This is a genomic window from Candidatus Pelagibacter sp. RS40 (assembly GCF_002101295.1).
GTDB lineage: Bacteria > Pseudomonadota > Alphaproteobacteria > Pelagibacterales > Pelagibacteraceae > Pelagibacter.
The window spans coordinates 665,261-690,853 of the sequence record NZ_CP020778.1 but is presented as its reverse complement, the minus strand read 5'-3'; the positions used below and the strand labels follow the sequence as shown (position 1 = coordinate 690,853).

Annotated in this window: 25 protein-coding genes and 2 tRNA genes; 14 read left to right on the top strand and 13 right to left on the bottom strand. The window is 28.2% G+C overall.

All coding sequences use genetic code 11. The annotated features are described in order from the left end of the window. Nucleotide 1: 1 nt before the first annotated feature. The 3 genes from B8063_RS03695 to aceE are packed head-to-tail and all read right to left on the bottom strand — an operon-like array spanning nucleotide 2 to nucleotide 5,414. On the bottom strand, nucleotides 2-1,099 hold the full coding sequence (locus B8063_RS03695; RefSeq protein ID WP_085069623.1) for a TauD/TfdA family dioxygenase: 1,098 nt from the start codon (nucleotides 1,097-1,099) through the stop codon (nucleotides 2-4). Nucleotides 1,100-1,110: 11 nt separating this feature from the next. Beyond that, complete coding sequence (locus tag B8063_RS03690; RefSeq protein WP_085069621.1) at nucleotides 1,111-2,382, bottom strand: 2-oxo acid dehydrogenase subunit E2; 1,272 nt, start codon at nucleotides 2,380-2,382, stop codon at nucleotides 1,111-1,113. Then, entirely contained in the window at nucleotides 2,382-5,414 is a 3,033-nt protein-coding gene (aceE, locus tag B8063_RS03685) for a pyruvate dehydrogenase (acetyl-transferring), homodimeric type (RefSeq protein WP_085069618.1), read from the bottom strand. The genes B8063_RS03690 and aceE overlap by 1 nt, the downstream gene beginning before the upstream one ends. A 120-nt stretch (nucleotides 5,415-5,534) precedes the next feature. Here aceE and B8063_RS03680 point away from each other — a divergent pair. Together B8063_RS03680 and B8063_RS03675 are read left to right on the top strand one after the other, a co-directional pair. Next, nucleotides 5,535-5,611: transfer RNA gene (locus B8063_RS03680), tRNA-Arg, on the top strand. Nucleotides 5,612-5,707: 96 nt separating this feature from the next. After that, nucleotides 5,708-6,112, top strand: coding sequence for a PaaI family thioesterase (locus B8063_RS03675; RefSeq protein WP_085069616.1), 405 nt, complete (start codon nucleotides 5,708-5,710; stop codon nucleotides 6,110-6,112). A gap of 9 nt (nucleotides 6,113-6,121) precedes the next feature. Here the strand turns inward: B8063_RS03675 and B8063_RS03670 are convergent, their stop codons facing one another. Next, nucleotides 6,122-8,077 carry an acetoacetate--CoA ligase gene (locus B8063_RS03670; RefSeq protein ID WP_085069614.1) on the bottom strand — a complete coding sequence of 652 codons (1,956 nt, stop codon included), beginning with the start codon at nucleotides 8,075-8,077 and terminating at the stop codon, nucleotides 6,122-6,124. Between the two features lie 163 nt (nucleotides 8,078-8,240). On the opposite strand from B8063_RS03670, the gene B8063_RS03665 reads away from it, so the two are divergent. Genes B8063_RS03665 through B8063_RS03650 form a run of 4 tightly spaced genes read left to right on the top strand, consistent with a single transcriptional unit; the run spans nucleotide 8,241 to nucleotide 12,267 of the window. Beyond that, nucleotides 8,241-10,733: a helicase-related protein gene (locus B8063_RS03665; protein ID WP_085069612.1), complete on the top strand. Its 2,493-nt coding sequence runs from the start codon at nucleotides 8,241-8,243 to the stop codon at nucleotides 10,731-10,733. Beyond that, nucleotides 10,726-11,145, top strand: a complete 420-nt coding sequence (locus B8063_RS03660; protein WP_085069610.1) for a tellurite resistance TerB family protein — start codon at nucleotides 10,726-10,728, stop codon at nucleotides 11,143-11,145. The genes B8063_RS03665 and B8063_RS03660 overlap by 8 nt, the downstream gene beginning before the upstream one ends. Continuing rightward, the gene (fdxA, locus tag B8063_RS03655) at nucleotides 11,145-11,474 is read left to right on the top strand and encodes a ferredoxin FdxA (protein ID WP_075521765.1); all 330 of its coding nucleotides are present in this window, start codon (nucleotides 11,145-11,147) and stop codon (nucleotides 11,472-11,474) included. Before B8063_RS03660 ends, fdxA begins: the two co-directional genes overlap by 1 nt. Then, a complete protein-coding gene (locus B8063_RS03650) occupies nucleotides 11,413-12,267 on the top strand; it encodes a CarD family transcriptional regulator (RefSeq protein WP_085069608.1) in 855 nt (284 codons plus the stop codon). The genes fdxA and B8063_RS03650 overlap by 62 nt, the downstream gene beginning before the upstream one ends. A gap of 327 nt (nucleotides 12,268-12,594) precedes the next feature. Here B8063_RS03650 and B8063_RS03645 read toward each other — a convergent pair whose 3' ends face one another. Both B8063_RS03645 and B8063_RS03640 read right to left on the bottom strand, forming a co-directional pair. Next, complete coding sequence (locus B8063_RS03645; protein WP_085069606.1) at nucleotides 12,595-14,295, bottom strand: AMP-dependent synthetase/ligase; 1,701 nt, start codon at nucleotides 14,293-14,295, stop codon at nucleotides 12,595-12,597. Nucleotides 14,296-14,302: 7 nt separating this feature from the next. Next, nucleotides 14,303-14,389 (bottom strand) — tRNA-Leu (locus B8063_RS03640). Between the two features lie 65 nt (nucleotides 14,390-14,454). Between B8063_RS03640 and B8063_RS03635 the strand changes: the two genes are divergently transcribed. The 3 genes from B8063_RS03635 to B8063_RS03625 are packed head-to-tail and all read left to right on the top strand — an operon-like array spanning nucleotide 14,455 to nucleotide 16,059. After that, a complete protein-coding gene (locus B8063_RS03635; RefSeq protein ID WP_085069604.1) occupies nucleotides 14,455-15,063 on the top strand; it encodes a YqaA family protein in 609 nt (202 codons plus the stop codon). Continuing rightward, nucleotides 15,063-15,539: a disulfide bond formation protein B gene (locus B8063_RS03630; protein WP_085069602.1), complete on the top strand. Its 477-nt coding sequence runs from the start codon at nucleotides 15,063-15,065 to the stop codon at nucleotides 15,537-15,539. The genes B8063_RS03635 and B8063_RS03630 overlap by 1 nt, the downstream gene beginning before the upstream one ends. Then, on the top strand, nucleotides 15,526-16,059 hold the full coding sequence (locus B8063_RS03625; RefSeq protein ID WP_085069600.1) for a demethoxyubiquinone hydroxylase family protein: 534 nt from the start codon (nucleotides 15,526-15,528) through the stop codon (nucleotides 16,057-16,059). Before B8063_RS03630 ends, B8063_RS03625 begins: the two co-directional genes overlap by 14 nt. On the opposite strand, the gene B8063_RS03620 is transcribed toward B8063_RS03625, so the two are convergent. Together B8063_RS03620 and B8063_RS03615 are read right to left on the bottom strand one after the other, a co-directional pair. Continuing rightward, entirely contained in the window at nucleotides 16,060-16,629 is a 570-nt protein-coding gene (locus B8063_RS03620; protein ID WP_075521760.1) for an HNH endonuclease, read from the bottom strand. Nucleotides 16,630-16,690: 61 nt separating this feature from the next. Continuing rightward, nucleotides 16,691-17,347 (bottom strand): alpha/beta hydrolase, encoded by a 657-nt coding sequence (locus B8063_RS03615; RefSeq protein WP_085069598.1) that lies wholly within the window; start codon nucleotides 17,345-17,347, stop codon nucleotides 16,691-16,693. 49 nt (nucleotides 17,348-17,396) lie between these two features. On the opposite strand from B8063_RS03615, the gene B8063_RS03610 reads away from it, so the two are divergent. After that, nucleotides 17,397-17,597, top strand: a complete 201-nt coding sequence (locus B8063_RS03610) for a twin transmembrane helix small protein (protein ID WP_075521758.1) — start codon at nucleotides 17,397-17,399, stop codon at nucleotides 17,595-17,597. Here the strand turns inward: B8063_RS03610 and B8063_RS03605 are convergent. Next, nucleotides 17,587-18,123 (bottom strand): TlpA family protein disulfide reductase, encoded by a 537-nt coding sequence (locus B8063_RS03605; RefSeq protein WP_085069596.1) that lies wholly within the window; start codon nucleotides 18,121-18,123, stop codon nucleotides 17,587-17,589. The genes B8063_RS03610 and B8063_RS03605 overlap by 11 nt on opposite strands. A 22-nt stretch (nucleotides 18,124-18,145) precedes the next feature. Between B8063_RS03605 and argH the strand changes: the two genes are divergently transcribed. From argH to B8063_RS03590, 4 genes are read left to right on the top strand one after another with little or no spacing between them, the layout of a single operon-like run. Continuing rightward, nucleotides 18,146-19,543, top strand: a complete 1,398-nt coding sequence (gene argH, locus B8063_RS03600) for an argininosuccinate lyase (RefSeq protein WP_085069594.1) — start codon at nucleotides 18,146-18,148, stop codon at nucleotides 19,541-19,543. Next, a complete protein-coding gene (gene lptM / locus B8063_RS07325) occupies nucleotides 19,533-19,649 on the top strand; it encodes an LPS translocon maturation chaperone LptM (protein WP_445082349.1) in 117 nt (38 codons plus the stop codon). The genes argH and lptM overlap by 11 nt, the downstream gene beginning before the upstream one ends. Further along, nucleotides 19,649-20,863 carry a diaminopimelate decarboxylase gene (gene lysA / locus B8063_RS03595; RefSeq protein ID WP_085069592.1) on the top strand — a complete coding sequence of 405 codons (1,215 nt, stop codon included), beginning with the start codon at nucleotides 19,649-19,651 and terminating at the stop codon, nucleotides 20,861-20,863. Before lptM ends, lysA begins: the two co-directional genes overlap by 1 nt. Before the next feature lie 12 nt (nucleotides 20,864-20,875). Beyond that, nucleotides 20,876-21,577 (top strand): lysophospholipid acyltransferase family protein, encoded by a 702-nt coding sequence (locus B8063_RS03590; RefSeq protein WP_085069590.1) that lies wholly within the window; start codon nucleotides 20,876-20,878, stop codon nucleotides 21,575-21,577. On the opposite strand, the gene dnaN is transcribed toward B8063_RS03590, so the two are convergent. The 4 genes from dnaN to mutM form a co-directional block, all read right to left on the bottom strand. Then, nucleotides 21,574-22,686 (bottom strand): DNA polymerase III subunit beta, encoded by a 1,113-nt coding sequence (gene dnaN, locus B8063_RS03585; protein WP_085069588.1) that lies wholly within the window; start codon nucleotides 22,684-22,686, stop codon nucleotides 21,574-21,576. The genes B8063_RS03590 and dnaN overlap by 4 nt on opposite strands. Further along, entirely contained in the window at nucleotides 22,676-24,097 is a 1,422-nt protein-coding gene (gene dnaA / locus B8063_RS03580; RefSeq protein WP_085069586.1) for a chromosomal replication initiator protein DnaA, read from the bottom strand. The genes dnaN and dnaA overlap by 11 nt, the downstream gene beginning before the upstream one ends. Before the next feature lie 291 nt (nucleotides 24,098-24,388). Further along, nucleotides 24,389-24,649: a 30S ribosomal protein S20 gene (gene rpsT / locus B8063_RS03575; protein ID WP_085069584.1), complete on the bottom strand. Its 261-nt coding sequence runs from the start codon at nucleotides 24,647-24,649 to the stop codon at nucleotides 24,389-24,391. Between the two features lie 51 nt (nucleotides 24,650-24,700). Next, nucleotides 24,701-25,564 (bottom strand): bifunctional DNA-formamidopyrimidine glycosylase/DNA-(apurinic or apyrimidinic site) lyase, encoded by an 864-nt coding sequence (mutM, locus tag B8063_RS03570; RefSeq protein ID WP_085069582.1) that lies wholly within the window; start codon nucleotides 25,562-25,564, stop codon nucleotides 24,701-24,703. Nucleotides 25,565-25,593: the final 29 nt, after the last annotated feature.

The following is a 25,593-nucleotide window of genomic DNA, read 5'->3' as shown; positions in this document are numbered from 1 at the left end:
TTTAATTAATTATGCTGTTCATTCTACAACAGCTATCAAAGTCTTCCTTATTGATATAACAGCCAGCCATTTTTCTCTTTCCACTAAATGACCCTCTTCCATGCATTACTCTCCAATTATTAAATATCAAAAGTTCTCCTGGTCGTAATATATGTCTCCACTGATATTTTTTACTGTTAGCTAATTGGTCGAATTTTTTAATTGCGTTATAAAATTCTAATGTTGATTTATATGGTAACTCGATGGGAGCTCTATCATAATTATTAAAACTGACTTGTACAATTTCTTTATTATTATTTAATCTAAAAACTGGTCTCTCCGCCTCAAGATCGACACCATCCCCTAAATATTTACCTTTTACTTTTATTTTAGTGAGAGTTTTAAATAATTTTTGATGATTTTTTTTTAATTCTCTTGCTATAGATAAACCATCAACCATAATTGATGCTCCTCCTTTTGCATTATACTTACAACAAAGTAGTAATTGTAATCCTGGCGCATCATTACTGTATGTTGAGTCAGTATGTGGTCTTAATTCTTCCTGTGAATATGCGCTATCGGCTTTTTTATTATCTGATTCAAATGTCCAAAGACCACCAAAAATTGAATTTCTTACGTAACCTATTTTATTAGCAATTTTTTTTACTGATTTAAGATTTGGCTTACAATTTTTTATAACTGCAAAACCGTATTTATGTAAACTCTCTAGCAAGTTTAAGAAATTTTTATTTTTGTCTATTTTATTATAATCAATATAAATCTGGTTTTTGATATCACGACCTATCCACGGTTTAATATTTTTCTTTAATTGCTTTTTCTCTGAATTATTCAATAGAAACTTATGCGAATATTTTGCTGGCGAAGATGAATCTGACCAAGTTATACTTAAAAGTTTTCCATTTTCTAAAATTTTGCCCTTAACTGCCTTCAAATCTGGCGCCAGATTAGCTGTAAAAGTCTTTCTTTGGTTTGTTCGAAAATCCCAATTTTCAGTATTTTTGATATGATCACGCAACCATATATTGGGATATATTTTTGATTTTCTGTTCACAAAAAAAATTTCAACATTATTTTTTTTTAATTTGAAATTTTTAATCATTTTCTTTTATATTAAATCGCCAATTTGTAAGCAAAATTTTTCCCTAAATTATCCTTTAGTTCGTTATTAAATCTTGCAGCTTCTGCGCCATCAATTATTCTATGATCATAAGATAAAGATAAAGGTAAAACAGTTCTAGTCATAAATTTATTATTAATATATATCTGTTTCTTATAAGATCTACCAATACCGAGAATAGCTACCTCTGGCAAATTTATTATAGGAGTAAAAAAAGATCCTCCTATTCCTCCAAGGCTCGTGATTGTCATAGATCCTCCAAAAAATTCTTTTTTATTAATTTTTAATTCTCTACAATCATTGCTTACTTTTTTTAATTCATCCCCTAGCTGGGCAATATTCTTTATGTCAGCATTTCTAATTTTTGGAACCATAAGTCCATTAGAGGTATCTACTGCAATACCTATATGAAAATATTTTTTAAGTGTAATTTTTCCTTCCTCAATATTGTCTATGGAGGCGTTAAAATTTGGAAACTTTTTTAGGGTAGAAACCAAGGCTTTTATGATGAATGCTAAAGGTGTTATTTTCTTTTTTTTACCAGTGTAAATATCTGTTAAAGACTCCCTGAATTCTTCCATTTCAGTTATATCAGCTTCATCGTGGTTCGTTACATGAGGTATTTTATTCCAAGAATTTGTTAAATGAGGAGCTGCTATTTTTTTTATCCTGGAAAGATATTTTGTCTCTACAGCTCCAAATTCTGAATGTTTATATTCATCTATAATCACGCCTCTTTTTTCGTACTTTTCAAACTTAGTGGGCTTGCTCACTCTATCAGCAACAAATTTTTTAATATCACTTTCTACAACTCTGCCTAATCTCTCTGACCCCTTAATTTCTGATACATCTACTCCTAATTCACGGGCAAATTTTCTTGCTTTTGGACTAGCAAGAGTTGCTGAGTTTTGATTATTTGTTGAAATATTTACCTCTTCACTTTTATTTATATTAATAGTAGCTTTTATTTCTTTTTTATTTTCATTTTTAATTTCAGAAATATTTTTAATTGTTTTTTGTTTTTCTTCTTCAGACGCGATAATAGCTATTAAACTTCCTTCTGATACTTTATCTCCGATTTTCACATTTAATTTTTGAATTTTGCCTGAAAGTAAACTGGGTATCTCAACACTTGATTTATCACTTTCAATTGTGATCAAAGGATCATTTTTGTTTATAAAGTCACCTTCATTTACTAGGACTTCAATTACCTCAACATCTTTGAATTCTCCAATATTTGGAACTATAAGGTTTTTATCTTCCATTATAATTTGGTTGGCATTGGTTTTGCCTGATCAATTTTATATTTTTTAATTGCATCCTGGACGTATTTTGATGCAATTAATTGCTCATTAGCTAAAATGCTTAATCCATATGTAACTATATGTTCTTTATCTACTTCAAAAAATTTTCTTAAATTTTTTCTCGTATCGCTTCTTCCAAACCCATCTGTGCCGAGTGAGTAAAAGCTTTTCGATACATAAGGTCTGATTTGATCAGAATTCATCCTCATATAATCTGAAGCCGCAAGTATAGGTCCTTCGGTTTTACCAAGACACTTTTCAAGATAGGTTATTTTTTTTTCTTTATCAGGGTTCAACAAATTATATCTTTCTACCTGTAATCCATCTCTTCTAAGTTCATTAAAACTAGTAACACTCCAAATTTCGCTGTCTATTTCGTAATCATTTTGAAGAATTTCTGCAGCAGAAATCATTTCTCTTAAAATAGCTCCAGAACCGAGAAGTTGAATTTTATTTTTTTTGTGTTTTGAAAAATCCTTTATCCTATACATACCTTTTAAAATTCCATCTTCACACCCTTTTGGCATTTCAGGATGAGAGTAATTTTCATTCATAGTAGTTATGTAATAAAAAATATTCTCATTATTCTCATGCATTCTTTTAAGGCCTTCTCTAAATATGACTGCTAACTCATAATGAAATGTTGGGTCATACGAAATACAGTTGGGAATAGTGGAAGCCAATAAATGACTGTGTCCATCTTGATGCTGCAAACCTTCACCAGCTAAAGTTGTTCTACCTGCTGTAGCACCAATTAAAAATCCTCTAGCCTGACTATCTCCGGCTGCCCAAGCAAAATCTCCTGTTCTCTGAAATCCAAACATTGAATAGAATAAATATATTGGGATCATCTCAATATCATGATTTGTGTAAGATGTTCCTGCTGCTATCCATGAAGACATGGCACCTGCCTCATTAATACCTTCCTCTAGCACTTGACCACTTTTTTCCTCTCTATAGGAGCTTAATTGAGCTGCATCTTCTGGTTCATATTTTTGGCCTTCGTGTGCATAGATACCAATTTTTTGAAAGAACCCTTCCATTCCAAACGTTCTTGCTTCATCAGGAATTATTGGAACTAATTTTTTTGCAACATGTTTATCTCTTAATAAACTTGTTAACATTCTGACTAATGCCATTGTGGTGGACATTTCTTTTTCTCCAGTTGATTTTGTCATAGTGTCAAAAATATTTTTTTCTGGCGTTTTAATTGGTTTAGAAAAAGTTGTTCTCTCTGGGATAAAGCCTCCTAAGTCATATCTGCGCTGTTTTAAGTATTTTATTTCAGGTGAATTTTCGTCAGGTTTAAAATATTCTATATTTTTAACCTGTTGATCACTTAAAGGGACGTCAAACCTATCTCTGTAATACATTAAGTCATCAACATCTAATTTTTTTTGTTGATGTGTAGTATTTACACTTTCACCAGATTTACCCATCCCATATCCTTTTATTGTTTTTGCAATAATAACAGTTGGGCTGCCTATATTTTTTACAGCTTTATCGTAAGCTGCATAAACTTTATGGGGATCATGACCACCTCTGTTTAGTCTCCAAATATCTTTATCTGACATTGCAGATACCATTTGAAAAGTCTCTGGAAATTTTCCAAAAAATTTCTCTCTTACATACAAACCATCTCTTGCCTTAAATGCCTGATATTCGCCATCAACAGTTTCATTCATTAATTTAACAAGATGACCAGATTTATCATTGGCTAATAAAGAGTCCCAATAAGATCCCCAGATAACTTTAATAACATTCCAGCCTGCACCTCTAAATATTCCTTCTAGCTCTTGGATAATTTTACCGTTTCCTCTGACTGGTCCGTCAAGTCTTTGAAGATTACAATTCACTACGAATATTAAGTTATCTAATTTTTCTCGAGCTGCTAAACCAATTGCCCCTAATGATTCTGGTTCATCCATTTCACCATCACCAAGAAAAGCCCAAACTTTTCTCCCTTCGTCTTTGATTAAACCTCTATTAATTAGATATTTCATAAAACGAGCTTGGTATATTGCTAGCATAGGACCTAGTCCCATTGAAACAGTTGGGAATTGCCAAAAATTAGGCATTAGCCAAGGGTGAGGGTATGAAGACAGTCCACCTTTATTAACTTCTTGTCGAAAACTGTCTAATTGTTTTTCGTTTAGTCTACCCTCTAGAAAAGCTCTTGCATACATGCCTGGAGCGCTGTGACCTTGAAAATAGATTAAGTCTCCTCCAAAATTATCACTTTTTGCTCTCCAAAAGTGATTCATCCCAACATCATATAAGGTTGCAGCTGATGCAAAAGTTCCTATGTGGCCACCTAATTCAGGAAATTTTTTGTTAGCTCTGACAACCATTGCTGCTGCATTCCATCTAATTAATGATCTTAACCTTCTCTCAATATTTTGGTCACCGGGAGATTTCGTTTCTTCTTCTGGAGGAATTGTATTTATATATGGAGTGCTTTGGGTGTAAGGAATTTTTGAACCCTGTCTATAAGCATGGTCAATTAGTTGCTTAATTAAAAAATTTGCTCTCTCAGATCCTTCTTGTTGAACAACAGCTGTAAGTGATTCCACCCATTCTTTAGTTTCTACAGGATCAATATCATCTTTATTAGAGACAAACTCTATATTGTTTTTTTTTATATTCTCAATTGGGTCAGGTTTTTTTATTTGATCTAAATTGTCCTTATATTGAATTGTATTTTCGGCCTCTTCAATAATTTTTTCAGTAAGTGGAGGTATTTTTTCATCTTTATTTTCAATCCCAACTACCGACAAAATTACATCTCCTTTTGAAACTTTATCACCAACTTTAACAATTATATCTTTTATTGAACCTTCAATTGTTGATGGAACCTCTACACTTGATTTATCACTCTCAAGAGTAATTACTGCATCATTTTTTTTTAAATTATCACCTTTTTTGACAAGTACTTCTATTACTTCTACTTGATCAAAATCTCCAATATCTGGGACTAACAATTCTAAGTTCATTTTGAAATATTATATATATCTTTTTTTCTAAAATAGATGATTATTTCCAAAAATAAATAATCAATATTTGAATAATCATAAATATAGATTAAAAATTAAACTAAAATACTTTAATAAGTCGCGCCTGTAGCTCAATTGGATAGAGCGCTTGGCTACGGACCAGGAGGTTCTGGGTTCAACTCCTAGCAGGCGCACCAAAATTGGAAAGGAATTAATTTGTCGCTTCAAAAATCAGTTATTTATTTTTTTTTAATTGTAATAGTTATTCTTTTTATAATTAGTGTATTTATTTAATGAGTAAAATTTATCACCAAATAAGTAAAAAACCTGGTTTTATGAAACATAACGGTGGTTTACTTTTCAGAGATTTAACAAAAGACAAATATCAATTTAAAACAAAAATAAAAAAAAATCATATAAATAAAGTTGGAATTACTCACGGTGGATATATTGCATCAATAATTGATGCTGGTGCAGGTACAGCAGTATATCGATCTGCAGGAAATAAAGTCTGTGTAACTATTTCATTAGATATTAAATATATTGGTTCCTCAAAGATTGGTGATGAAATTATAGGTGATGTTAAAATTCAAAAAGTAACTAATACATTAGTTTTTATGAATTGTGAATTGAGATCAAAAAAAAATAAAATTGCCATAGCTTCAGGAGTGTGGAAAAAATTAAATAAAAATTTATAAAAAAGAAATTTAAAATTTAAGCTGCTTTAGATTTTTAAACTCATTTAAAACATTTGGATTTGCTAAGGCTTGGACATTTTTTATTTTAGTTCCTTCAATTGTATTTTTTACTGCTAATTCAACAATCTTACCATTCTTTGTTCGAGGTATATCTGAAACTTGAATTATTTTTGATGGAACATGTCGTGGTGATGCCTCACTTCTTATTCTTTTTTTTAACCTTAAAATTATATCGTCATTTAAATAAGAAGATTTGCTCATAACAACGAAGAGAATTATTCTTACGTCGTTATCCCATTTTTGTCCTACAACTATAGACTCTTTTACTTCTTTAAAATTTTCTATAACTGAGTATATTTCAGCAGTACCTAGTCTAACCCCCCCGGGATTGAGTGTAGCGTCCGATCGCCCATAAATTATATAGCCTCCATTTTTTTTTCGCTCAGCATAATCTCCATGATACCAAATATTTTTATATTTTAAGAAGTATGCGCTTTGATATTTTTTACCTCCTGGATCATTCCAAAACTTGTTTGGCATCGATGGAAATGGAGATTTGCACACAAGTTCACCCTTTTTATTAAGAATTGATTCTCCTTTTTCTGAGTAAACATCGACATCCATACCAAGTCCGTTATTTTGAATCTCTCCACTAAAAACTGGAGAAAATATATTTCCTAAAACAAAACACGAGACAATATCTGTTCCACCAGAAATAGAAGACAAATGAACATTTTTTTTTACATTTCTATAAATATATTCAAAACCTTCAGAAGATAATGGTGAACCGGTTGAACATATAGTTTTAAGATATTTAAGTTTAAATTTAGACTTAATATTTAATTTTAATTTTTTAAGTTGATCAATAAATTTTGCACTAACACCCAATAGTGATATTTTTTCTTTTTCAGCTATTTTAAATAAAAGATCTTTATTTTTATGCATTGGAAAACCATCAAATAAAACAATCGAAGCTTCGCTAGCCAGTGCACTTACAAGCCAATTCCACATCATCCATCCACAGGTAGTAAAATAAAATATGTTATCTCCTGGCTTAATTTCACAATGAAGTTTGTGTTCTTTCAAGTGTTGAAGTAACACTCCTCCAATTCGGTGGCAAATACACTTTGGTTTTCCTGTTGTTCCACTTGAATATAAAATAGCTAAATCATCATTAAAATCAAATTTTTCATACTTAAAAATTTTATTTTTTGAATGAACAATATTTTTTTTTGTAAAAATATTTACATTTTTTAAATTACTAATTTTAGTTAATTTTTTTCCAGGGTATGAAAATATAAGAACATCTTTTATGGACTTTATCTTATGAACAATTGATGGTAATCGTTCTAAAATACTTATTTCTTTTCCATTATAATAATACCTGTCAGTTAAAATTAAAATTTTTGGCTTAATTTGTGAAAATCTCTCAATTAGTCCTGGTGTTCCAAAATCAGGTGAGCAAGATGACCAGATAGCACCAATAGCTGCGGTTGCTAAGAAACACTCAACTGTCTCAATTTGATTTGGCATATATGCAGCAACACGGTCACCTTTTTTTATTTTATGTTTTTTAAAAAATGTAGCTAAATCTTCAGCATTCTTTTTAAGGTCAATCCAAGATCTAGTTTCTTTAAAACCATTTTCGCTAATAAAAGTAATAGCTTTTTTATTATTGTTTTTTACTAGGAGATTTTCAGTAAAATTCAATTTGGAGTTTACTAAAAATTGATTTTTAGTAAATTTTTTATGAAATTTGTTTTTTAATGATTTAACCCCTTTAACTTCTGCAAAGTCCCAAATATCACTCCAGAAAGAACTTGGGTTTTGTAAACTCCATTTAAGAAGTTTTTTATAATTTTTATTACTTTTAAAATTATATTTATTAATTAAAAATTTTTCAAAACTACGTAAGTTTGAGTTTTCTTTTTGGGATATGGTGGCTTCCCATAATTTTTTCTGCATCGAAAAAAATATATTGAATTTTTATTAATTGTGATAACTTTATCCAATAATAATTTAAAATGAGAACTTTTTCACCTCTGATTCGGACTAGTTTTAGACTATCTTTGTTCTTTTCAGGTAACAAAATATAGTAGGCAAAAAAAAGATCATACTAAAAGTAGAAATGTCAAAAAATAAAGTTACAGCAGTTCTTGGTCCAACAAATACTGGGAAAACCTTTCTGGCAATAGAAACTATGCTTTCCTTTGAATCAGGAATGATTGGTTTCCCATTGAGATTATTAGCAAGAGAGGTCTATGACAAAATTGTAAAAAAAATTGATCCCTCAAAAGTGGCTCTAATAACAGGAGAGGAAAAGATTATCCCAATAAATGCAAAATATTTTCTTTGCACAGTAGAATCAATGCCCATTGATAAAAATCTTGAGTTTGTGGGTGTAGATGAAATTCAAATGTGTAGCGATAATGAAAGGGGTCATATTTTTACAGATAGATTATTAAATCTCCGAGGAGAAAAATTAACAATGCTAATGGGATCTAATACAATAAAACCCATCTTACAAAAACTGAGTGATGATATTGAATTTATTAATAAAGAAAGATTTTCAAAACTTTCATTCGGGGGACATAAAAAAATATCAAGAATAGAGAGAAAAAGTGCTGTAATAGCTTTTTCAGCTGAGGAAGTTTATGCAATTGCTGAGCTCATTAGAAGACAAAAAGGTGGGGCTGCTATTGTTATGGGTTCACTTAGTCCAAAAACACGTAATGCTCAAGTTAGTTTGTATCAATCTGGGGACGTAGATTATTTAGTTGCAACTGATGCCATAGGAATGGGTATAAATATGGACTTAGATCAAGTTTTTTTTTCAAATATTAAAAAATTTGATGGTAAAAAATTAAGAAGACTTAATATTTCTGAAATAGGGCAAATTGCAGGACGAGCTGGAAGATACTTAAACAATGGATCTTTTGGAATAACTGGTGAATGTGGTGAGATTAATCCTGAAGAAATTGAAGCATTAGAACAACATAAATTTCCTGAAATACAGCAAATATTTTGGAGGAATTCAAAATTAAACTTTAGTAGTAAATTAAATTTAATTAAATCTCTTGAAGAGAAACCAGATAAAGAATGGCTTAGAAGAATTTATGAATGTGAAGATGAAAAAGCCTTAAAATATTTTTTAAAAGATGCAACTGACTTTCAAATTCTGGATAATTCACATGATTTAAAAATTTTATGGGAATGCTGCCAAATTCCTGATTTTGTAAAGAAAACATATGGAAATCATTTAGAAATTATTAGTAAAGTTTTTAAATTCCTAACCAGTAAAAATAAAAGAATTCCAAATCAATATATGAAAGAACAGCTAGCTTCCTTAGATAAAATTGAGGGAAATGTTGACTCTATATCAAATAGAATTGCAAATGTTAGAACATGGTCTTACGTCTCAAACAAAGCAAATTGGGTAGAAAATCAGGATTACTGGGTCGAAAGAGCAAAAAATCTTGAAGATAAACTTTCTGATAGATTGCATGAAGAGCTAACAAAAACTTTTATTGATAAAAGAGCAAGTGTGCTTGCTAGAGGGTTAAAACAAGATATCACTTTTAGCACTGAAATTATAGAAGATGAAAAAGTGATGATTAATAATCAATATATTGGGAATTTAAAAGGTTTAAAATTGCATTTAGATTTAAAGGTTGATGCTCTAGATGCCGATATAAAGTCTCTTAAAAAAGCGGCTAGACAAAATGTAAGTCCAGAAATAATCAAAAGAATAAAGCAGATAATTGACACTGGATTAATAGAATTAAAAAAAGATTTTAAAATTTATTGGAAAAATAATCAAATAGCTAAATTATTACCAGGTGAAGATTATTTAAATCCAAAAGTAAATCTCCTTATAGACGATATGATTGAAAATGACGAGAGAGGTAAACTTGATTTATTTATTCAAGGATGGATACAAAAAAAAATAAATACAGAATTAAAAAGCTTGGTTGATTTAAAAAATACTCAAGAAAAAAACTCAGACCTTAGAGCTTTAGCGTATCACCTATATGAAAACAATGGGGTTGTGAAGAGAGAGGATGTTTTATCTTATCTTAAAAAGCTTGATCAAAATGAGAGGAAAAAGCTTAGAAATTTAGGAGTAAGATTTGGACGTTATCATATTTTTTTATTTAAATTATTTAAACCAAGCACAGTCTCTTTGAGAACTCTATTGTGGAAAAATTATCATGAAAAAAATGAACAATTAGAACCTCCAACTTTTGGGTTAAACTTTTTGGAGCAAGACAAACCATCGAATAGAGATTTTATGCTTTTATGTGGATTTGAAAAATTTGACAAGTTTTATGTAAGAATTGATATTCTAGAAAGGCTTTTTCTTATGATTTTTAATTCAAAAAATAAAAATAATGACACAGAGATAAAACTGATACCTGACATGTTAAATTTATTAGGTTGTAATAAGGAAAATTTTATAAAATTATTAAATAAAATGAATTATAAAACTTTTGAAAAACAAAAAGATCTTTACTTCAAGTATTTACCATCTAAAAAAGTATTTAAGAAAAAGAATGAAAATAAAGAAATTAAAGACAATCCTTTTCAAGTTTTGAAGCAACTTAATTTAGACAATGTTTAACCTTTTTAAAAAAAATGAGGATACTAAAGAAAATAATGTTTCTTTAATTGCCGTTTGCTCTTTATTAATTCATTCAGCAAAAATTGATGAAAACTACACAGAAAAAGAAAAAAACATAATAATCAAAGCATTAATTGAAATGGGCGCAAAAGATGAAAATTTGGAGGAGATAATTAGAGAAGCTGAAACAAAAGAACAAGACTCAAATCAAATATTAGATTTTACAAAAAAGGTTAAAAACATAAGTGAAGACGAAAAAAAAATTATAATAGAAGCGTTATGGAAGATTATTTACTCTGATGAAAATGCAGATGTTTATGAAACAAATCTAATGAGACGTTTATCAGGCTTGTTGTATTTAGATAATAAAGTAGTAGGTGATATCAAAGAAAAAGTTAAACAAAGTCTATAATGACATATCTTGTAAATGAAAAATGTATTAAGTGTAAATTGATGGATTGTGTTGAAGTTTGTCCAGTTGATTGTTTTTATGAAGGCAAAAATATGCTTGTAATTAAACCGGATGAGTGTATAGATTGTGGCGTTTGTGAGCCAGAGTGTCCAGTCGACGCTATAGTTTCAGATACAGAGCCAGGAAGTGAAAAATGGCTTGAAATGAATACAAAGTACTCTGAAATTTGGCCTAACATAAACGAAAAGAAAGATCCCCCAGAGGATCATGAAAAATTTAAAAACGAAGATGATAAATTTGAAAAATATTTTAAAGAAAACATCCAATAAAAAAACTAAAGTAAAAACAAAAAAAGTAGTTAAAAAAAAAACAAAATTAGCAAAAACCAAAAAAATTCCAAAAATTAAAAAAGTTCTTAAAAAAACTAAAACAAGTAAAATATCTAAAAATTTATCTAAACTAAAAAAAGTAGAAAAAGCCCAGGTAAAAAATGAAGCTTTAAGGATCCCAAAAAATAATGAGCAAAAACCAGAAATTAAAAAAGTAAAAAAACAAGAGACTGAAAAAAGGGAGTATAAAGTTAAAGATTATGTAGTTTATCCGAAACACGGTGTTGGTCAGATTACTGAATTCAAAAAGATTAATATCGGTGGAATTGATGTTGAAACATACATTTTAAAATTTGAAAAAGATAAAGCTAGTGGTATGGTCCCAGTCAATAAACAGTCGCATTTGAGGCCACTTGCAACAATAAATCAAGTAAACAAATGTATTAGTATTTTAAAAAGTAAACCTAAAATCAAAAGATCAATGTGGAGCAGAAGGGCACAGGAGTACGAAGCAAAAATATCATCAGGTAAAATATATGAGCTTGCCGAAGTAGTAAGAGATCTTAACAAAGGAGATGATTTGATGATAGACCAATCATATAGTGAGAGACAACTTTTTGAAAAAGCTTACGACAGGTTACTCACAGAATTTCAAATCGTAATGGGTACTAGTCTAGAAGATACTCAAAAAAAGCTTGATAAAGCTCTCAAAAGAAACTTGGAGAAACAAATTCAAAAAGTAGAAGCTAAACCTGCATCAGAAGATATTTCACAGGAAGCTGTAGCGGAATAAAAAAAAACGCTTCCCACGCAAGCGCCATGAGAAGCGTAATCAATTAAAAAGAATACTAAACTATTTTCTTCTTTTCTTTTTAGCTTTTTTCTTAGCTTTTTTCTTAGTTTTCTTTTTAGCAGCTTTTTTTCTTCTTTTAGCCATCTTTAGCTCCCTTTTTTTTACGAATCTTTTTGATTCGTTTAGTTATCCTTTTTTTATTTTTTTTGAATAGTTATGTCAAATCTTTATTTGTTTTAAAAAAAAACTTAACTTTAGAAATTTTTTTTTAAATTTTATTTAAAAAAAGTTAAGTAAATTGCGATAAATAAACAATATAATTTTTTATTAATATAGACTTTCAAATTTATTTTTAAATTTTTTAATTATTTTATATCTTTTTAACTTCATTGTTGGTGTTTGCATTCCATTTTCAATTGAAAATTTTTCTTCTGAAATAAAAAATTTTTTAATTTTTTCAACTTTTGTAAGGTTTTTATTTATTTTTTCTATTTCTTTTTGAATTTCTTCTTCATTAATATTTTTTTTTTCTTCACTAAGAACTAACATTGAGACCAAATAAGGTTTATTGTCTCCATAAACAATTGCTTGATCAATTAATTCTGAATTAACTAATTCATTTTCAATTTTTAACGGAGAAATATTATCTCCTCCAGGTGTAACCAATATATCTTTCTTTCTGTCTGTAATCTTGAGGTAATCATTCTCAAGTAAACCAATATCTCCTGTATGTAGCCAACCGTCTTTTAACACTTTGTCTGTCTCCTCTTTATTGTTCCAGTAGCCAAGCATTACGTTCTCTCCTTTAACTAATATCTCACCATCTTGAGCAATTTTTACCTCATTTCCTCTAAAAGGTGGTCCTACGGTTTCTACCCTAATATCATGAAATGGATTGCAGCTCACTACTGGAGAGGTTTCTGTTAATCCATAACCTTGTAAGGTTGGTAGTCCAATTGCGTTAAGAAATATTCCAACATCTTTATCTAAAGGACCCCCGCCAGAAACAAAAGCTTTCAGATTTCCTCCAAACTGAGACTTTATTTTTCTTCTAACAACAGTTTCTAGTATAAAATCAAAAAAATTATCCATTAATGAAAGTGGTTGTTTATTGATTTTCTTTTTTCCAATTTGTAACATTTTAGAAATTAATTTCTTTTTCAAACCTGTTGCTTTATTAAAAGCCGAATTAATTTTTTGATATAGGTTCTGATAAAATCTTGGAACAGCTGTCATTATATGTGGTTTACAATCATTCATATTTTTAATTAATTTCTCTATACTTTCAGCATAGAATACTTTTGCACCTACACAAATTTGAACAAATTGAACTGCATGCTCATAAGAATGTGACAATGGTAACCATGTTAAGAACCTAGAATTTTTAGAAACAATAGGTTCTAATATTTCCATTGCTCCCTCGCAATTATTAAGTACACCGCCATGACTTAATATTACCCCCTTTGGATTTCCTTGTGTCCCAGAAGTGTAAATTATACATGCAGGATCTTTTCTTGTAATATCTATTTTAGATGGTGGTGAGTTAGAAACATTATTACCTAAATTTAAATTTTTAAAATTAAGATATTTATCTTTGTCAATTTTAAGATCTTCGAATGAAATAATTTTTTTAATTGAAGTATTATTTTTAAGTATGTTTTCAATTTTAGAAAATTGATCTTGATTAGAAACAATCAAAACTTTTGGCTGGCAATCGTTAATAATATATTCATAATCTTTCTCAACATATGTAGTGTAGGCTGGAACTGTAATTGATCCAGATAACATTATCGAAAGATCAGAAATCATCCACTCAGGTCTATTTTCAGAAATTAATAAGCATCTATCTCCCTTTTGATTAATATCGCTTATCTCTTTTGAGAGTTTTAGAATGTTATTTTTTGTTTCCTCCCATGTAAATGATTTTTGATTATTATTAAGAGGTGTTAAAAAAACACTATTCTTATCTTGTAATTTGTATCTTTCAAAAAAGAGTTCTAATAAATTATTTATTTCACTTACTTTCATAAATTTTTGGTGGGCAAAGAGAGAATCGAACTCTCACAGTATTGCTACTATTGGATTTTGAGTCCAACGCGTCTACCAGTTCCGCCATTCGCCCTCAGTCTAAAGACTGCATTGATTTTAACAATAGTATTAAAACATTTATTATAATAAAAGAAAAATATGTTTAAGGAGCTGTACAGGAAATCAATTGAATTAGCTGCTCATAAAAGTTCAAAATTTTTTCTAGCTATTATATCATTTATAGAAAGTTTTATTTTTCCAATACCTCCAGATGTATTAATCATTCCAATGACAATAGCGAAAAGACATGAATGGTACAGAATAGCTCTAATCGCAACAATATCATCGGTACTGGGTGCATGCTTGGGTTATCTAATTGGCTACATTTTTTTTAACGAAATAGGTTTAAAAATATTTGAATTATATGGTGTTGATAATGCATCTTTTTTAAAAGATAAGGTTTCTAGTGAGGGAGGTGTCATCGCATGGATGACCTTACTTGCTATTGCAGGGTTTACGCCAATCCCTTTTAAACTATTAACAATTACAAGTGGCTTTGTGCATTTTAATATTTTTTATTTTATTATTATTTCCTTTTTAACGAGAGGATCTAGGTTTTTTTTAATTGCCTTTTTAATAGGAAATTTTGGTGCTGCCATGCGTAAAATTATTGAAAAAAAATTATTAAAAGTTTCAATAATCGCGTCTATTGTAATAATTATTTTCGCTTTATTAATATATAATTTTTTAGAAAATTTTATAAGTTAATGAATATTTTTTTAAGCAGAAAAAGTTTATATTTGGTAATTTTAGGATATTCTATTTTTGCAATTATCTATGCCTTGTATGTAGAATATTACTTAAATTATCAGCCATGTAAATTATGTCTTTATCAGAGAGTGCCTTTTATTTTAGCAATTTTTGTAAGTTTTGTTGGATTTAATTTTCCAAAAAAAGATGAGGTATTGATTTTATTAATAACAACATTTGCTGTTGGTATGATAATTTCTGGATACCATTTTGGTATAGAAAACAATATTTTTGAGGAATTTAAGGGTTGCAGTAATAATTCTTTAAATATTACAGATAAAGCTGATTTATTAAAAAGTTTAAATCAGACATTGCCAAGTTGTAAAGATATATCTTTTACTTTATTCGGTATATCTCTAACAGGATTAAACTTTTTGTCCTCTTTATTAATTCTTATTTATTCAGTAAGAACCCTTGTTTATGAAAAAAACTAATTCAAAAAAAATAGAAGAGTTCATTCGTGTAGATCATGCTGGGGAAAGAGGCGCAGTAAAGATTTATGAAGGACAACTCTTAGCTTTAAAAACAATCTGTAAAGATAGCAAGCTTGAAAAAACAATTGAAGAAATGAAAGTTCATGAACTAGAGCATAAGAATTATTTCGAAGCCGAGATAAAAAAAAGAGATATTTCTCCAACAAAACTATTGCCGCTCTGGGATTTGTTGGGTGTGGGTTTGGGTTTTGGATCAACAATTTTAGGAAGAAAAGCTGCCATGTTGTGCACTGCATCTGTTGAAGAGGTAATTGATGGACATTATAAAGATCAAATTGATCAACTTGGATCAGATGAAGAAGAGTTAAAAAATAAAATTATAAAATTTAGACAGGATGAACTTCACCATAAGGATGTTGCATACGAAAAAGGTGCTACCAAAAAAGGTTTATACTCAGTATTGGACAAAATAATTAAAACTGGTTCTAAAGCTGCAATAAAAATTTCTGAAAAAATATAATTAAGGCTCTAATTCTACATCCCAGTATAAATAATCCATCCAGCTTTTATGCAAAAAGTTAGGCGGGAAATTCTTTCCATTTTTATGAAGATCTTCAGTAGTTGGTTCGTACGGCCATTGAAAAAGAGACATTCCAGAACTTTTAAGTAGTCTGCCTCCTTTCTTTACATTGCATGACGAACATGCTGTTACCACATTATTCCAATCAGTTTTTCCACCTTTAGACCTTGGTAGCAAATGATCAAAGGTTAGTTCATTTTTACTTCCACAATATTGGCAACTAAACTTGTCTCTTAAAAATACGTTAAACCTTGTAAAATTTGGATTCGCTTGGGGTTTAATAAATGATTTCAAAGCTATTACACTAGGCAATTTCATACTGTAAGAAGGACTTCTCACAGTTCGATCATAATAGCTTACAATTGAAACTCTATCTAAAAAAACAGACTTAATAGAGTCTTGCCAACTCCATAATGATAATGGATAATAACTTAAAGGTCGGTAATCAGCATTTAAGACTAATGCTGGACATTTTTCTAATGATAGATTTTGATCAGAATTAAAAACCATACTAAAGTTTATCTTATATAAATTTTTATTTCAATCCAGGATATTTAATTAAAAAATTTTATTATGTTTTTAAATTTTTTTTTATAAAATTTAATGCCGCACTTGATGCTTCAATTGGGATATGATGGCCACAATTTTCTATCATTAAAGTTTGAATATTTAATTTATTTCTAATTAAAAAGTCTTTTGCATCTAATAAGTAATTTGGAGATACTACTTCATCTAAATTTCCATGAATAAGCATAATTTTTGGTTTTGATTTTAATCTTAATGATATATCGTCCTTACTAATAATTTTTCCTGAAAAACCAACCACACAATTAAAACTTTCTTCGCATGTTAGTCCAATATTTAATGACATCATGCATCCTTGGCTAAAACCAGAAATGCAAATTTGAGAATTTTTAAGATTATATGTGCTCTTAATTTCTTCGATAAATTTATTTATAATGTTTTCTGCTTTGCGGGCTTCATTGAGAACATAATTTTCATCATCCTTTGATAAATCAAACCACTGAAAACCTACTGGATTGATAGGACAGGACTCATGACCATCTGGGCATAAGAATACTGTATTTTTTAAAAACCTTTTCCAATTCAGAGTTAGCATGCTAATGTCTTTACCATCACCACCATAACCATGAAGTAAAATAACTGCATTTTTTATTTCCTCACCTTCTTCTGGTTTTACAATTGTTGTATTTAGGCAAAATGTCATAGAGAATTAATTATGTTTTTTTATTTTAAAAAGAAACTACAATCAAATAATGGTTTCAGAAATTTTAGTAAAAATCGTAGCAGTCATTTTGCTCATTTCAGTAGCAGTAGTTTTGATATTAGGGATCAAAACTTTATTTAAAGGAAATGAGGATAAAAAATATTCAAATAAACTTATGCAATTAAGAGTTTTACTACAGTTCATTGCTATCATTGTCTTAGTAGGTTTAGCTTATTTTTTTAAGAATTAACTATACTCTTTAACCATTCTAAAAATTGTTTATCTAAAAAATCGATTGATCCAAGTATTCTAGATATCTCATGTCCTTCTTTATCTATTATAATAGTTGTTGGTACACCTCTTAGTTTAAACTTTTTTGCAAGATCTCCGCTTGGGCCACTAAATATTTCTAAATTGTCTATGCCAAGTTCATCAAAAAAAATTTTAGATTTTTCGTATTCCTCTTCACCAATGTTAATAGGAATTATATTTATTTTTTTTAACTCGGAAATATTTTTTATATTATTCAGAGATGGCATTTCCTCCTTGCAAGGCGCACACCAAGTTGCCCAAAAATTAATTAAACTTATATTATTCTTAAACTCTTCTAGAGTTTTTTTGTTATTAAGTGAGTCAAAAAAGTAAACTCCTTTAATTATTTTTTTTTCTTTATGAATTATCAAGTTTTTAATATCAGGTTGCTCTATTGAATATGAGGTTCCAGATGATATTAAGTATAGAAAAATAGTAAAATAATAAAAATTTTTAAATTTCATTTAATAAGAATGATTAATTATCATGACTAAAAATAAAAACAATCAGCCAATTTGGAGTTCTAGAATAAAAAAAAACTCTAATAATCTATTCAGAAAAGTTGGCGGATCACTAGATATAGATAAAAGATTATTTAATGAAGATATATCTGCATCTATTGTTCATACAGAAATGCTATTTAAGCAAAAAATTATAAACTTTAAAATTAAAAATAAGATTGTATGGGGTTTGAATAGAATAAAAAATGAAATTATAAAAAAAAAATTTCCCTTTGATAGAAATCTTGAGGATATTCATATGAATATTGAAAAAAGATTGTTTGATTTGATTGGTGAGGATGCTGGATTTATACATACCGCAAGATCTAGAAATGATCAGGTAATCACTGATTTTAAAATATGGTTAAAAAAATCAACTTTTGAAATAACTAAAACACTTGATGCTCTCACAAGTACAATTCTGAAAGTTGCAGATAAAAATATAAAAACCGTCATGCCTGGTTTTACTCATTTAAAAAATGCTCAACCTATTTCATTTGCACATTATATGATGGCTTACGTTGAAATGTTCAAAAGAGATAAAAAAAGATTTAAGAATAATTTAGATGCTCTAAATGAAAATCCACTTGGTGTAGCTGCTTTATCAGGAACTTCATTTAACATTGATAGAAACTTTACTACAAAGAAGCTCAACTTTTCAAAACCGACAGATAATTCTATAGATACTGTTTCTGATAGAGATTTTGTTTTAGATTTTCTCTATGCATGTTCAGCCTGTTCAATACATATATCAAGAATTGCTGAAGAATTTATAATTTGGAACTCAGATGCCTATAATCTAATTAATTTAAATGACAAAATTGTAACTGGATCCTCAATTATGCCTCAAAAAAAAAACCCAGACCCACTCGAATACTTAAGAGGTAAGACAGGATCATCTTTTGGAAATCTTTTCTCAATGCTCACGATTTTAAAAGGACTTCCTTTGTCTTACTTTAAAGACTTACAAGATGATAAAGAATTAGTTTTTAAATCATATGATCAACTCAAAATATCCTTAACTCTTTTAAATGATATATTTAAAAATTTTTCAGTTAATAAGAAAGAAATGCTTAGTCTTGCAAATAAAGGTTACCTAACAGCTACAGACCTAGCAGATTACATGGTAAGAGAATTAAACTATCCTTTTAGAAAATCCTATTTGCAAACAGCAAAAATTATTAACTTTGCAGAAAGAAATGGCAAATCTCTAAGTGATCTTACAATAAATGAAATAAACAAAGTTGAACCAAAACTTAAAAGTGATGTTCTTAAAATATTTGATCTGAATTACTCAATAAATTCGAAAACTTCTCATGGTGGAACATCTTTTGGTAATATAAAGAAGATGATAAGAAGATATAAAAAAAATAATGAAAAATAAAATAATAATAATTTTAATTTGCTTAGTAGTTCTGACAGCATGTGGAAGAAAGGGAGATCCTGAGTATCAAGCGAATGATAATAGAGCTGTCACTAATAACATCTAATGAGGTATAAAAATAATAATTATTTTTTCGAAAATATAAGTCTTGATAAACTTGCAATAAAATACTCTACACCTTTATATTGTTATTCATATAATAAATTAAAAAGTAATATTGTAAATTTCTTTACATATTTTAAAAAGTTTTCTCCTTTAGTTTGTTTTGCAATTAAATCAAATACAAATCTTAATTTAATTAGAGAGATAAAAAATTTTGGACTTGGCGCAGATGTGGTGTCAAAAGGAGAACTTATGCTGGCGCTTAAGGCAGGGATTAACAAAAAGAAGATAGTATTTTCTGGAGTTGGAAAAACTGAGAGTGAACTCAAATTTGCAATAGAAAAAAAAATATTACTGATAAATTCTGAGTCTGAAAGTGAGATAAAAATAATTGAAAAAATAGCTAAAAAAAAAAATGTGGTTGTAAATATTGGAATTAGATTAAATCCAAATACCGATGCAAATACTTTGAAACAAATTTCAACTGGAAAAAAAGAAAATAAATTTGGAGTGGATGAGAAAACATTTTTAAAATTAGTCTCTGTTTTAAGAACGTCAAAAAATATCAAATTAAAATGCCTTAGTGTACATATTGGTAGTCAAATTACCGATCACAAACCATATGAAAAAATGCTTAAAGCTGTTGATAAAATAATTAATAAAGCCAAATTTAATTTTGAATATATTGATTTAGGTGGTGGCATGGGCATATCATACGAAAAAAATCAAAAAAAACTTGATTATAAAAAATATAAATCAGCGATAGAAAAATTTTTAAGAAAAAATAATTCAAAACTTATTTTTGAACCTGGCAGATCAATAATTGGGAATACTGCAATTTTGATATCAAGGGTAATATATTTAAAGGAAACTAGTAAAAAAATTTTTGTAATTTTAGATGCTGGGATGAATGATATGATGAGACCAGCTTTATATGGAGCTAAACATCAAATATTACCTGCCTTTAAAAATAAAAAAAAATCACAGAAGAGTTATGAGTTCGTTGGTCCAATTTGTGAAACTACAGATAAATTCTTATCTGTAAGCAATTTTAATAAATTAAAAGAGAGAGATTTAATTTTTATAAGTGATGTAGGCGCATATGGTTCTTCTTTAAGCTCAAATTATAATATAAGGCCAAAACCAAGCGAAATATTAATAAATAAATCTAAAATAACTATTTTAAAAAAAAGACAAAAATTAGAAGATATAATCTAATTTTTGGACAAAATGATAAGAAATACATTATTTTCATTTTTTTTCTTTACTGGAATAGTAGTGTTATCAATTCTCTTTCTTCCCTCTCTAATGTTTCCTCAAAAAATTGTATTATTCGGTGGTAAATTATTTGGTTATTGGTCAAGTTTTTGTCTGAAATTTTTTTTGAATACTAAGATTAAGATCAAAGGAACAGAAAACATTATTAATAATACAAAATTTTTCATTGCTTCGTCTCATCAATCGATGTTTGAAACTTTTTTTTTACAAACTATTTTCAACTCACCAAAATTCATACTTAAATATGAACTATTAAAAATACCAGTATTTGGTTGGTATTTAAGTAAAATTGGATCAATTTCTGTAAACAGAAATAAAATATCTAAAGATAACATTGGTCTTATAGATAAAATTAAAAATGCTGTAATTACTTCTGATAGACCAATTATTATATTCCCTCAAGGAACTAGGGTATTACCAGATGAAAGAGTTCCATTTAAAAAAGGTGTTGGAAGAATTTACAGTGAATTAAATATAAAGTGTCAGCCTGTAGCAATAAACTCTGGAACTGTGTGGCCAAAAAAGGGAAGTTTAGTTAAAAACAAAACTATAACAATTTCAATACTAGAGGCTATTGAACCAGGACTAGACTCTAAAGAATTCACTAACTTAATTCAAAAAAAAATATACTCTGAATTAGATACTATTGGTTAGCCTTTCATTGGCATAACTACATAAATACTGTCAAAATCAGCTGGGTCTCTAATTAAAGCAGGAGATCCAGTATCTTTTAAATAAATCTCGATTTGATCCCCGTCTAACTGAGAAGCTACATCAATTAGATATCTTGAATTAAAACTAATATCTAATTCGTGATCAAATTTAACAGATAAACTTTCTTTTCCATCTCCACTATTCGTATTGTTTACAGACATATCGAGCATATTTTTCTTTAAATTAAATTTCACTCCGTCTTTTTTATCTAAAGAAACTGATGCTACTCTATCAACTGAATTAAGGAACGGTTTGAGTTCTATCTCTAATTTTTTTTGGTTCTCTTTTGGTACAACCTGAATGTAATTGGGAAACTTTCCATCAATAAGTTTCGAAATTAATATACTATTGTTTAATTCAAATTTAATTTTAGATTTTATATTTGAAATTTTTACATCTCCCTCAAAATCTTCTAATAAAGAACAGAGTTGAAAAATAGTTTTTTTTGGGAGAATTACAGGATCAAATTCAATTTTATTATTTAATCTAATTTTTGATACTGACATACGATGACTGTCTGTTGCAACAGCTGTTAAGTAAGCTTTGTCTTCAACTTGTGTCTGGTGGAAAAAAATTCCACTCAAATAATGCCTGGTTTCGTCGTTAGATATTGAAAATTTACATTTATTTAATAACTTCAGTAAATCTTTTGAATGCATTGAAAATTCATTTTGATTAAAATTTTCATCTGTTAAAGGAAATTCAGAGGCACTTATACAATTTAAATTAAATATCGATTTTTCAGATTCAAGTTGGAGTTTACTTTCACTAGGATTTGAAAAACTTATTTTGCTTCCTGAAGATATTTTTCTTACAATATCATACATAATTGACGATGAAGTAGTTGTTTTACCTTCATCTAAAATCTCAACATTAGAAATTTTATGGATAAAAATTAAATCTAAATCCGTTGCGGTGATTGTTAAATGCCCACTGTTTATTTCGAGTAGCACATTTGATAGGATTGGAAGAGTACTTCTTTTTTCAATTACACCTTGGCAATAACCTAAGGACTTTTGAAGATCTTGTTGGTTTACACTAAATTTCATTATCTTGGTTATACAAAATTTTATTTTTCAAACTGTCTATATTTATATTCAATTCATTGTCCTCTTTTCTAAGTTTTTCAATGGTCTTTACAGAATGAATAACTGTGGTGTGATCTCTATTTGAAAACGCCCTTCCGATCTCAGGTAAAGATTTTGAAGTTAACATTTTTGCTAAATATATGGCTGTTTGCCTAGGTCTTACAAGATATCTTGATCTTCTTGGTGAAAGCATTTCATTTTTACTTATTTTAAAAAACTTGCATACAATTGTTTGTATCGTATCTATTGTCACTTTGTTTTCCGACAAGTTAAGTAGATCTTTCAAAATAACTCTTACTTCAGATAAATTTGGTATTTTGTTATAAATTCTTGAAAAAGATACTATTCTATTTAAAGCACCAACTAATTCTCTAATACTAGTTCTAACCTCTGTACTTATAAATTTTTGAATTTCCTCATTGATATGAACTTGATTAGAGTAAAATAACTTGAGCTCTTCTGTTTTTGATTTAATAATTTTAGATCTTAATTCATAATCAGGATTTTGAATATCTACAACTAATCCACCCGAAAATCTTGATTTAATTCTGTCCTGAATTCTTGAAAGTTTATTTGGAGGTCTATCTGCAGACACAATAATTTGAGAACCTTTATCAAACAATGCATTGAATGTATGAAAAAACTCTTCTTGCATGGCCTCTTTTCCATTCATGAATTGAATATCATCAATTAAAAGAATATCAGTATTCCTAAAATATTCTTTAAATTTAACCATATCATTAGATTTTATAGATTTTACAAATTGATACATAAATCTTTCAGCAGAAATAAACATAACTTTATTTTTATCTTTAAGTTCAAGACCTATAGCATTAAGTAAGTGTGTTTTTCCCATTCCAACACCTCCATATAAATATAGCGGATTATAGTGGGCGATTTCTTGAGATACCTTTTTTGAAGCTTCAAAAGCTAATTTATTACTTTGTCCCGTAATAAAATTATTAAAATTTTTATTTGGATCTATTCTATTATATTGTAGGTAAGAATCTTTTATAAAAGAAATATTATTATTAATTTCATTATTTTTTAAATTTTGTTTATCTTGAGAATTATTTTTGTTTGCTATATTTTTTTTATCATCAACTAGAAACTCTATTCTTACGATGTCTTTTTTAAAACTTTTAACAATTTGTAATATTTGATCTAAATATCTTGATGTTATCCAATCTCTAATGAACCTCGTAGATACAGAAATTAGTACGTAATTTTTATATTCATTTATAAGTTCTATTTTTTTTAGCCAACTATCAAAAATATCACTACCAAACTTATCTTTCATTACATTTTGAACAATTTTCCAATCAAGTTTTTTCTCTTCTAATGGTGAATTATTTTGTAAATTGTTTTTCATGGTGGGAATCTCTTAAAACTTATCTAAGATTTTTATGCAATAAATTAATTTATAAATACGAAAAAAAATAAAATTTGGAATTGTATAAATTCCAGATTGAATCAATAAATTAACAACTCAAAGTTAGTAAAATAAAATTTACTTTCTAAATAAAATTATTTTTCTATATGTTGTGATGGAACTAAATTAAGATTTAGATGTTGTTCTTTAATATTCAAACCACTGGTTGTAATTAGAATTAATTAAAAAATATAAATTATATATATATTTTTGATTAACTACTTAAAGTTGTTATAAAGAATAAATTTTTTTTGTAATTCTGGAAATATTTCTTGACGCATTTTGTTTTTTTATAACGCCAGTCTTTGAAATCTTCATTAACTCAGAGTTAAGCTTTGGTAAAAAGGCAAGAGCTTCTTTTTTGTCTTTTTTTTCTATTAAAACGTTCATTTTTTTTACTGCAGATCTGAATTTACTTTTTCTTGACCTGTTAACAGCTGTCTGTCTCGATATTCTACGCACTCTCTTAATTGCTGATTTGGTATTTGCCATAAGCGCGATTGTATATATTGAGATGTAAAACCGGTCAATATAATAATTTTTTTATTTTTGGCATTTATTACAAAAAAAACTTGATCTATTTGTAACAACTATTTTAAAAATTTTTCCTCTACAAGTTATTCGGGGACATTTTAAGTTTTCTCTATTATAGACCTTAAATTCATTTTGAAATAAACCCCTGTTGCCTGAAGTATTTTTAAAATCTCTAATGGAAGATCCACCTTTAACTATAGATTTTTTTAATACTTCTCTAGATTTTTTAATAATTTTATCAATTTGTTCTTCTTTCAAAATGTCAGCTGAAATTAACGGATTTATCTTACACTCAAATAATATTTCACTAGCATAAATATTTCCAATTCCTGAAACAAAATTTTGGTCTAACAAAAAATTTTTAATATTTTTTTTTTTATTTCTAAAATATGTCTTTACATAATTAATATTGAAATTCTTCGAAAAAGGTTCAGGTCCAAATTTTTCAAATTTCTTTAATAGCTCTTTCTCAGAATTAATGAATAATATATATCCAAATCTTCTAGGATCATTATAAACCAACTTCAAATTATTAAATTGAATTTCAACATGATTATGTTTTTTTGGTAAATGTGGGCTATGATAAAAGCTAGTATTAGTAAATTTTTTCTTTGAATATGTGTTTAGTAGATGGATAGTACCAGACATACCTAGGTGAACTACACAGTAAGAATTATCAGTAAAAAAAATTATTATATATTTCGAAAATCTTCCAATTTTTTTTATTTTTTTTCTCTTCAAATTAGTTTCAAAATTTTTTGGGATTTTAAGACGTAAATTTCGGTTTTTTACCCTTACATCATTAATAATTTTTCCTGATATTTTTTTGTTTAATGATTTTCTTACAATTTCTACTTCTGGCAATTCTGGCATTAGATACTATATTAATCTTAAAATTATTT

Coding starts and splice junctions, on each gene's coding strand:
- B8063_RS03695 (WP_085069623.1), bottom strand. CDS start 1,099: ATGATTAAAAATTTCAAATTAAAAAAAAATAATGTTGAAATTTTTTTT.
- B8063_RS03690 (WP_085069621.1), bottom strand. CDS start 2,382: ATGGAAGATAAAAACCTTATAGTTCCAAATATTGGAGAATTCAAAGAT.
- aceE (WP_085069618.1), bottom strand. CDS start 5,414: ATGAACTTAGAATTGTTAGTCCCAGATATTGGAGATTTTGATCAAGTA.
- B8063_RS03675 (WP_085069616.1), top strand. CDS start 5,708: ATGAGTAAAATTTATCACCAAATAAGTAAAAAACCTGGTTTTATGAAA.
- B8063_RS03670 (WP_085069614.1), bottom strand. CDS start 8,077: ATGCAGAAAAAATTATGGGAAGCCACCATATCCCAAAAAGAAAACTCA.
- B8063_RS03665 (WP_085069612.1), top strand. CDS start 8,241: ATGTCAAAAAATAAAGTTACAGCAGTTCTTGGTCCAACAAATACTGGG.
- B8063_RS03660 (WP_085069610.1), top strand. CDS start 10,726: ATGTTTAACCTTTTTAAAAAAAATGAGGATACTAAAGAAAATAATGTT.
- fdxA (WP_075521765.1), top strand. CDS start 11,145: ATGACATATCTTGTAAATGAAAAATGTATTAAGTGTAAATTGATGGAT.
- B8063_RS03650 (WP_085069608.1), top strand. CDS start 11,413: ATGAAAAATTTAAAAACGAAGATGATAAATTTGAAAAATATTTTAAAG.
- B8063_RS03645 (WP_085069606.1), bottom strand. CDS start 14,295: ATGAAAGTAAGTGAAATAAATAATTTATTAGAACTCTTTTTTGAAAGA.
- B8063_RS03635 (WP_085069604.1), top strand. CDS start 14,455: ATGTTTAAGGAGCTGTACAGGAAATCAATTGAATTAGCTGCTCATAAA.
- B8063_RS03630 (WP_085069602.1), top strand. CDS start 15,063: ATGAATATTTTTTTAAGCAGAAAAAGTTTATATTTGGTAATTTTAGGA.
- B8063_RS03625 (WP_085069600.1), top strand. CDS start 15,526: ATGAAAAAAACTAATTCAAAAAAAATAGAAGAGTTCATTCGTGTAGAT.
- B8063_RS03620 (WP_075521760.1), bottom strand. CDS start 16,629: ATGGTTTTTAATTCTGATCAAAATCTATCATTAGAAAAATGTCCAGCA.
- B8063_RS03615 (WP_085069598.1), bottom strand. CDS start 17,347: ATGACATTTTGCCTAAATACAACAATTGTAAAACCAGAAGAAGGTGAG.
- B8063_RS03610 (WP_075521758.1), top strand. CDS start 17,397: ATGGTTTCAGAAATTTTAGTAAAAATCGTAGCAGTCATTTTGCTCATT.
- B8063_RS03605 (WP_085069596.1), bottom strand. CDS start 18,123: ATGAAATTTAAAAATTTTTATTATTTTACTATTTTTCTATACTTAATA.
- argH (WP_085069594.1), top strand. CDS start 18,146: ATGACTAAAAATAAAAACAATCAGCCAATTTGGAGTTCTAGAATAAAA.
- lptM (WP_445082349.1), top strand. CDS start 19,533: ATGAAAAATAAAATAATAATAATTTTAATTTGCTTAGTAGTTCTGACA.
- lysA (WP_085069592.1), top strand. CDS start 19,649: ATGAGGTATAAAAATAATAATTATTTTTTCGAAAATATAAGTCTTGAT.
- B8063_RS03590 (WP_085069590.1), top strand. CDS start 20,876: ATGATAAGAAATACATTATTTTCATTTTTTTTCTTTACTGGAATAGTA.
- dnaN (WP_085069588.1), bottom strand. CDS start 22,686: ATGAAATTTAGTGTAAACCAACAAGATCTTCAAAAGTCCTTAGGTTAT.
- dnaA (WP_085069586.1), bottom strand. CDS start 24,097: ATGAAAAACAATTTACAAAATAATTCACCATTAGAAGAGAAAAAACTT.
- rpsT (WP_085069584.1), bottom strand. CDS start 24,649: ATGGCAAATACCAAATCAGCAATTAAGAGAGTGCGTAGAATATCGAGA.
- mutM (WP_085069582.1), bottom strand. CDS start 25,564: ATGCCAGAATTGCCAGAAGTAGAAATTGTAAGAAAATCATTAAACAAA.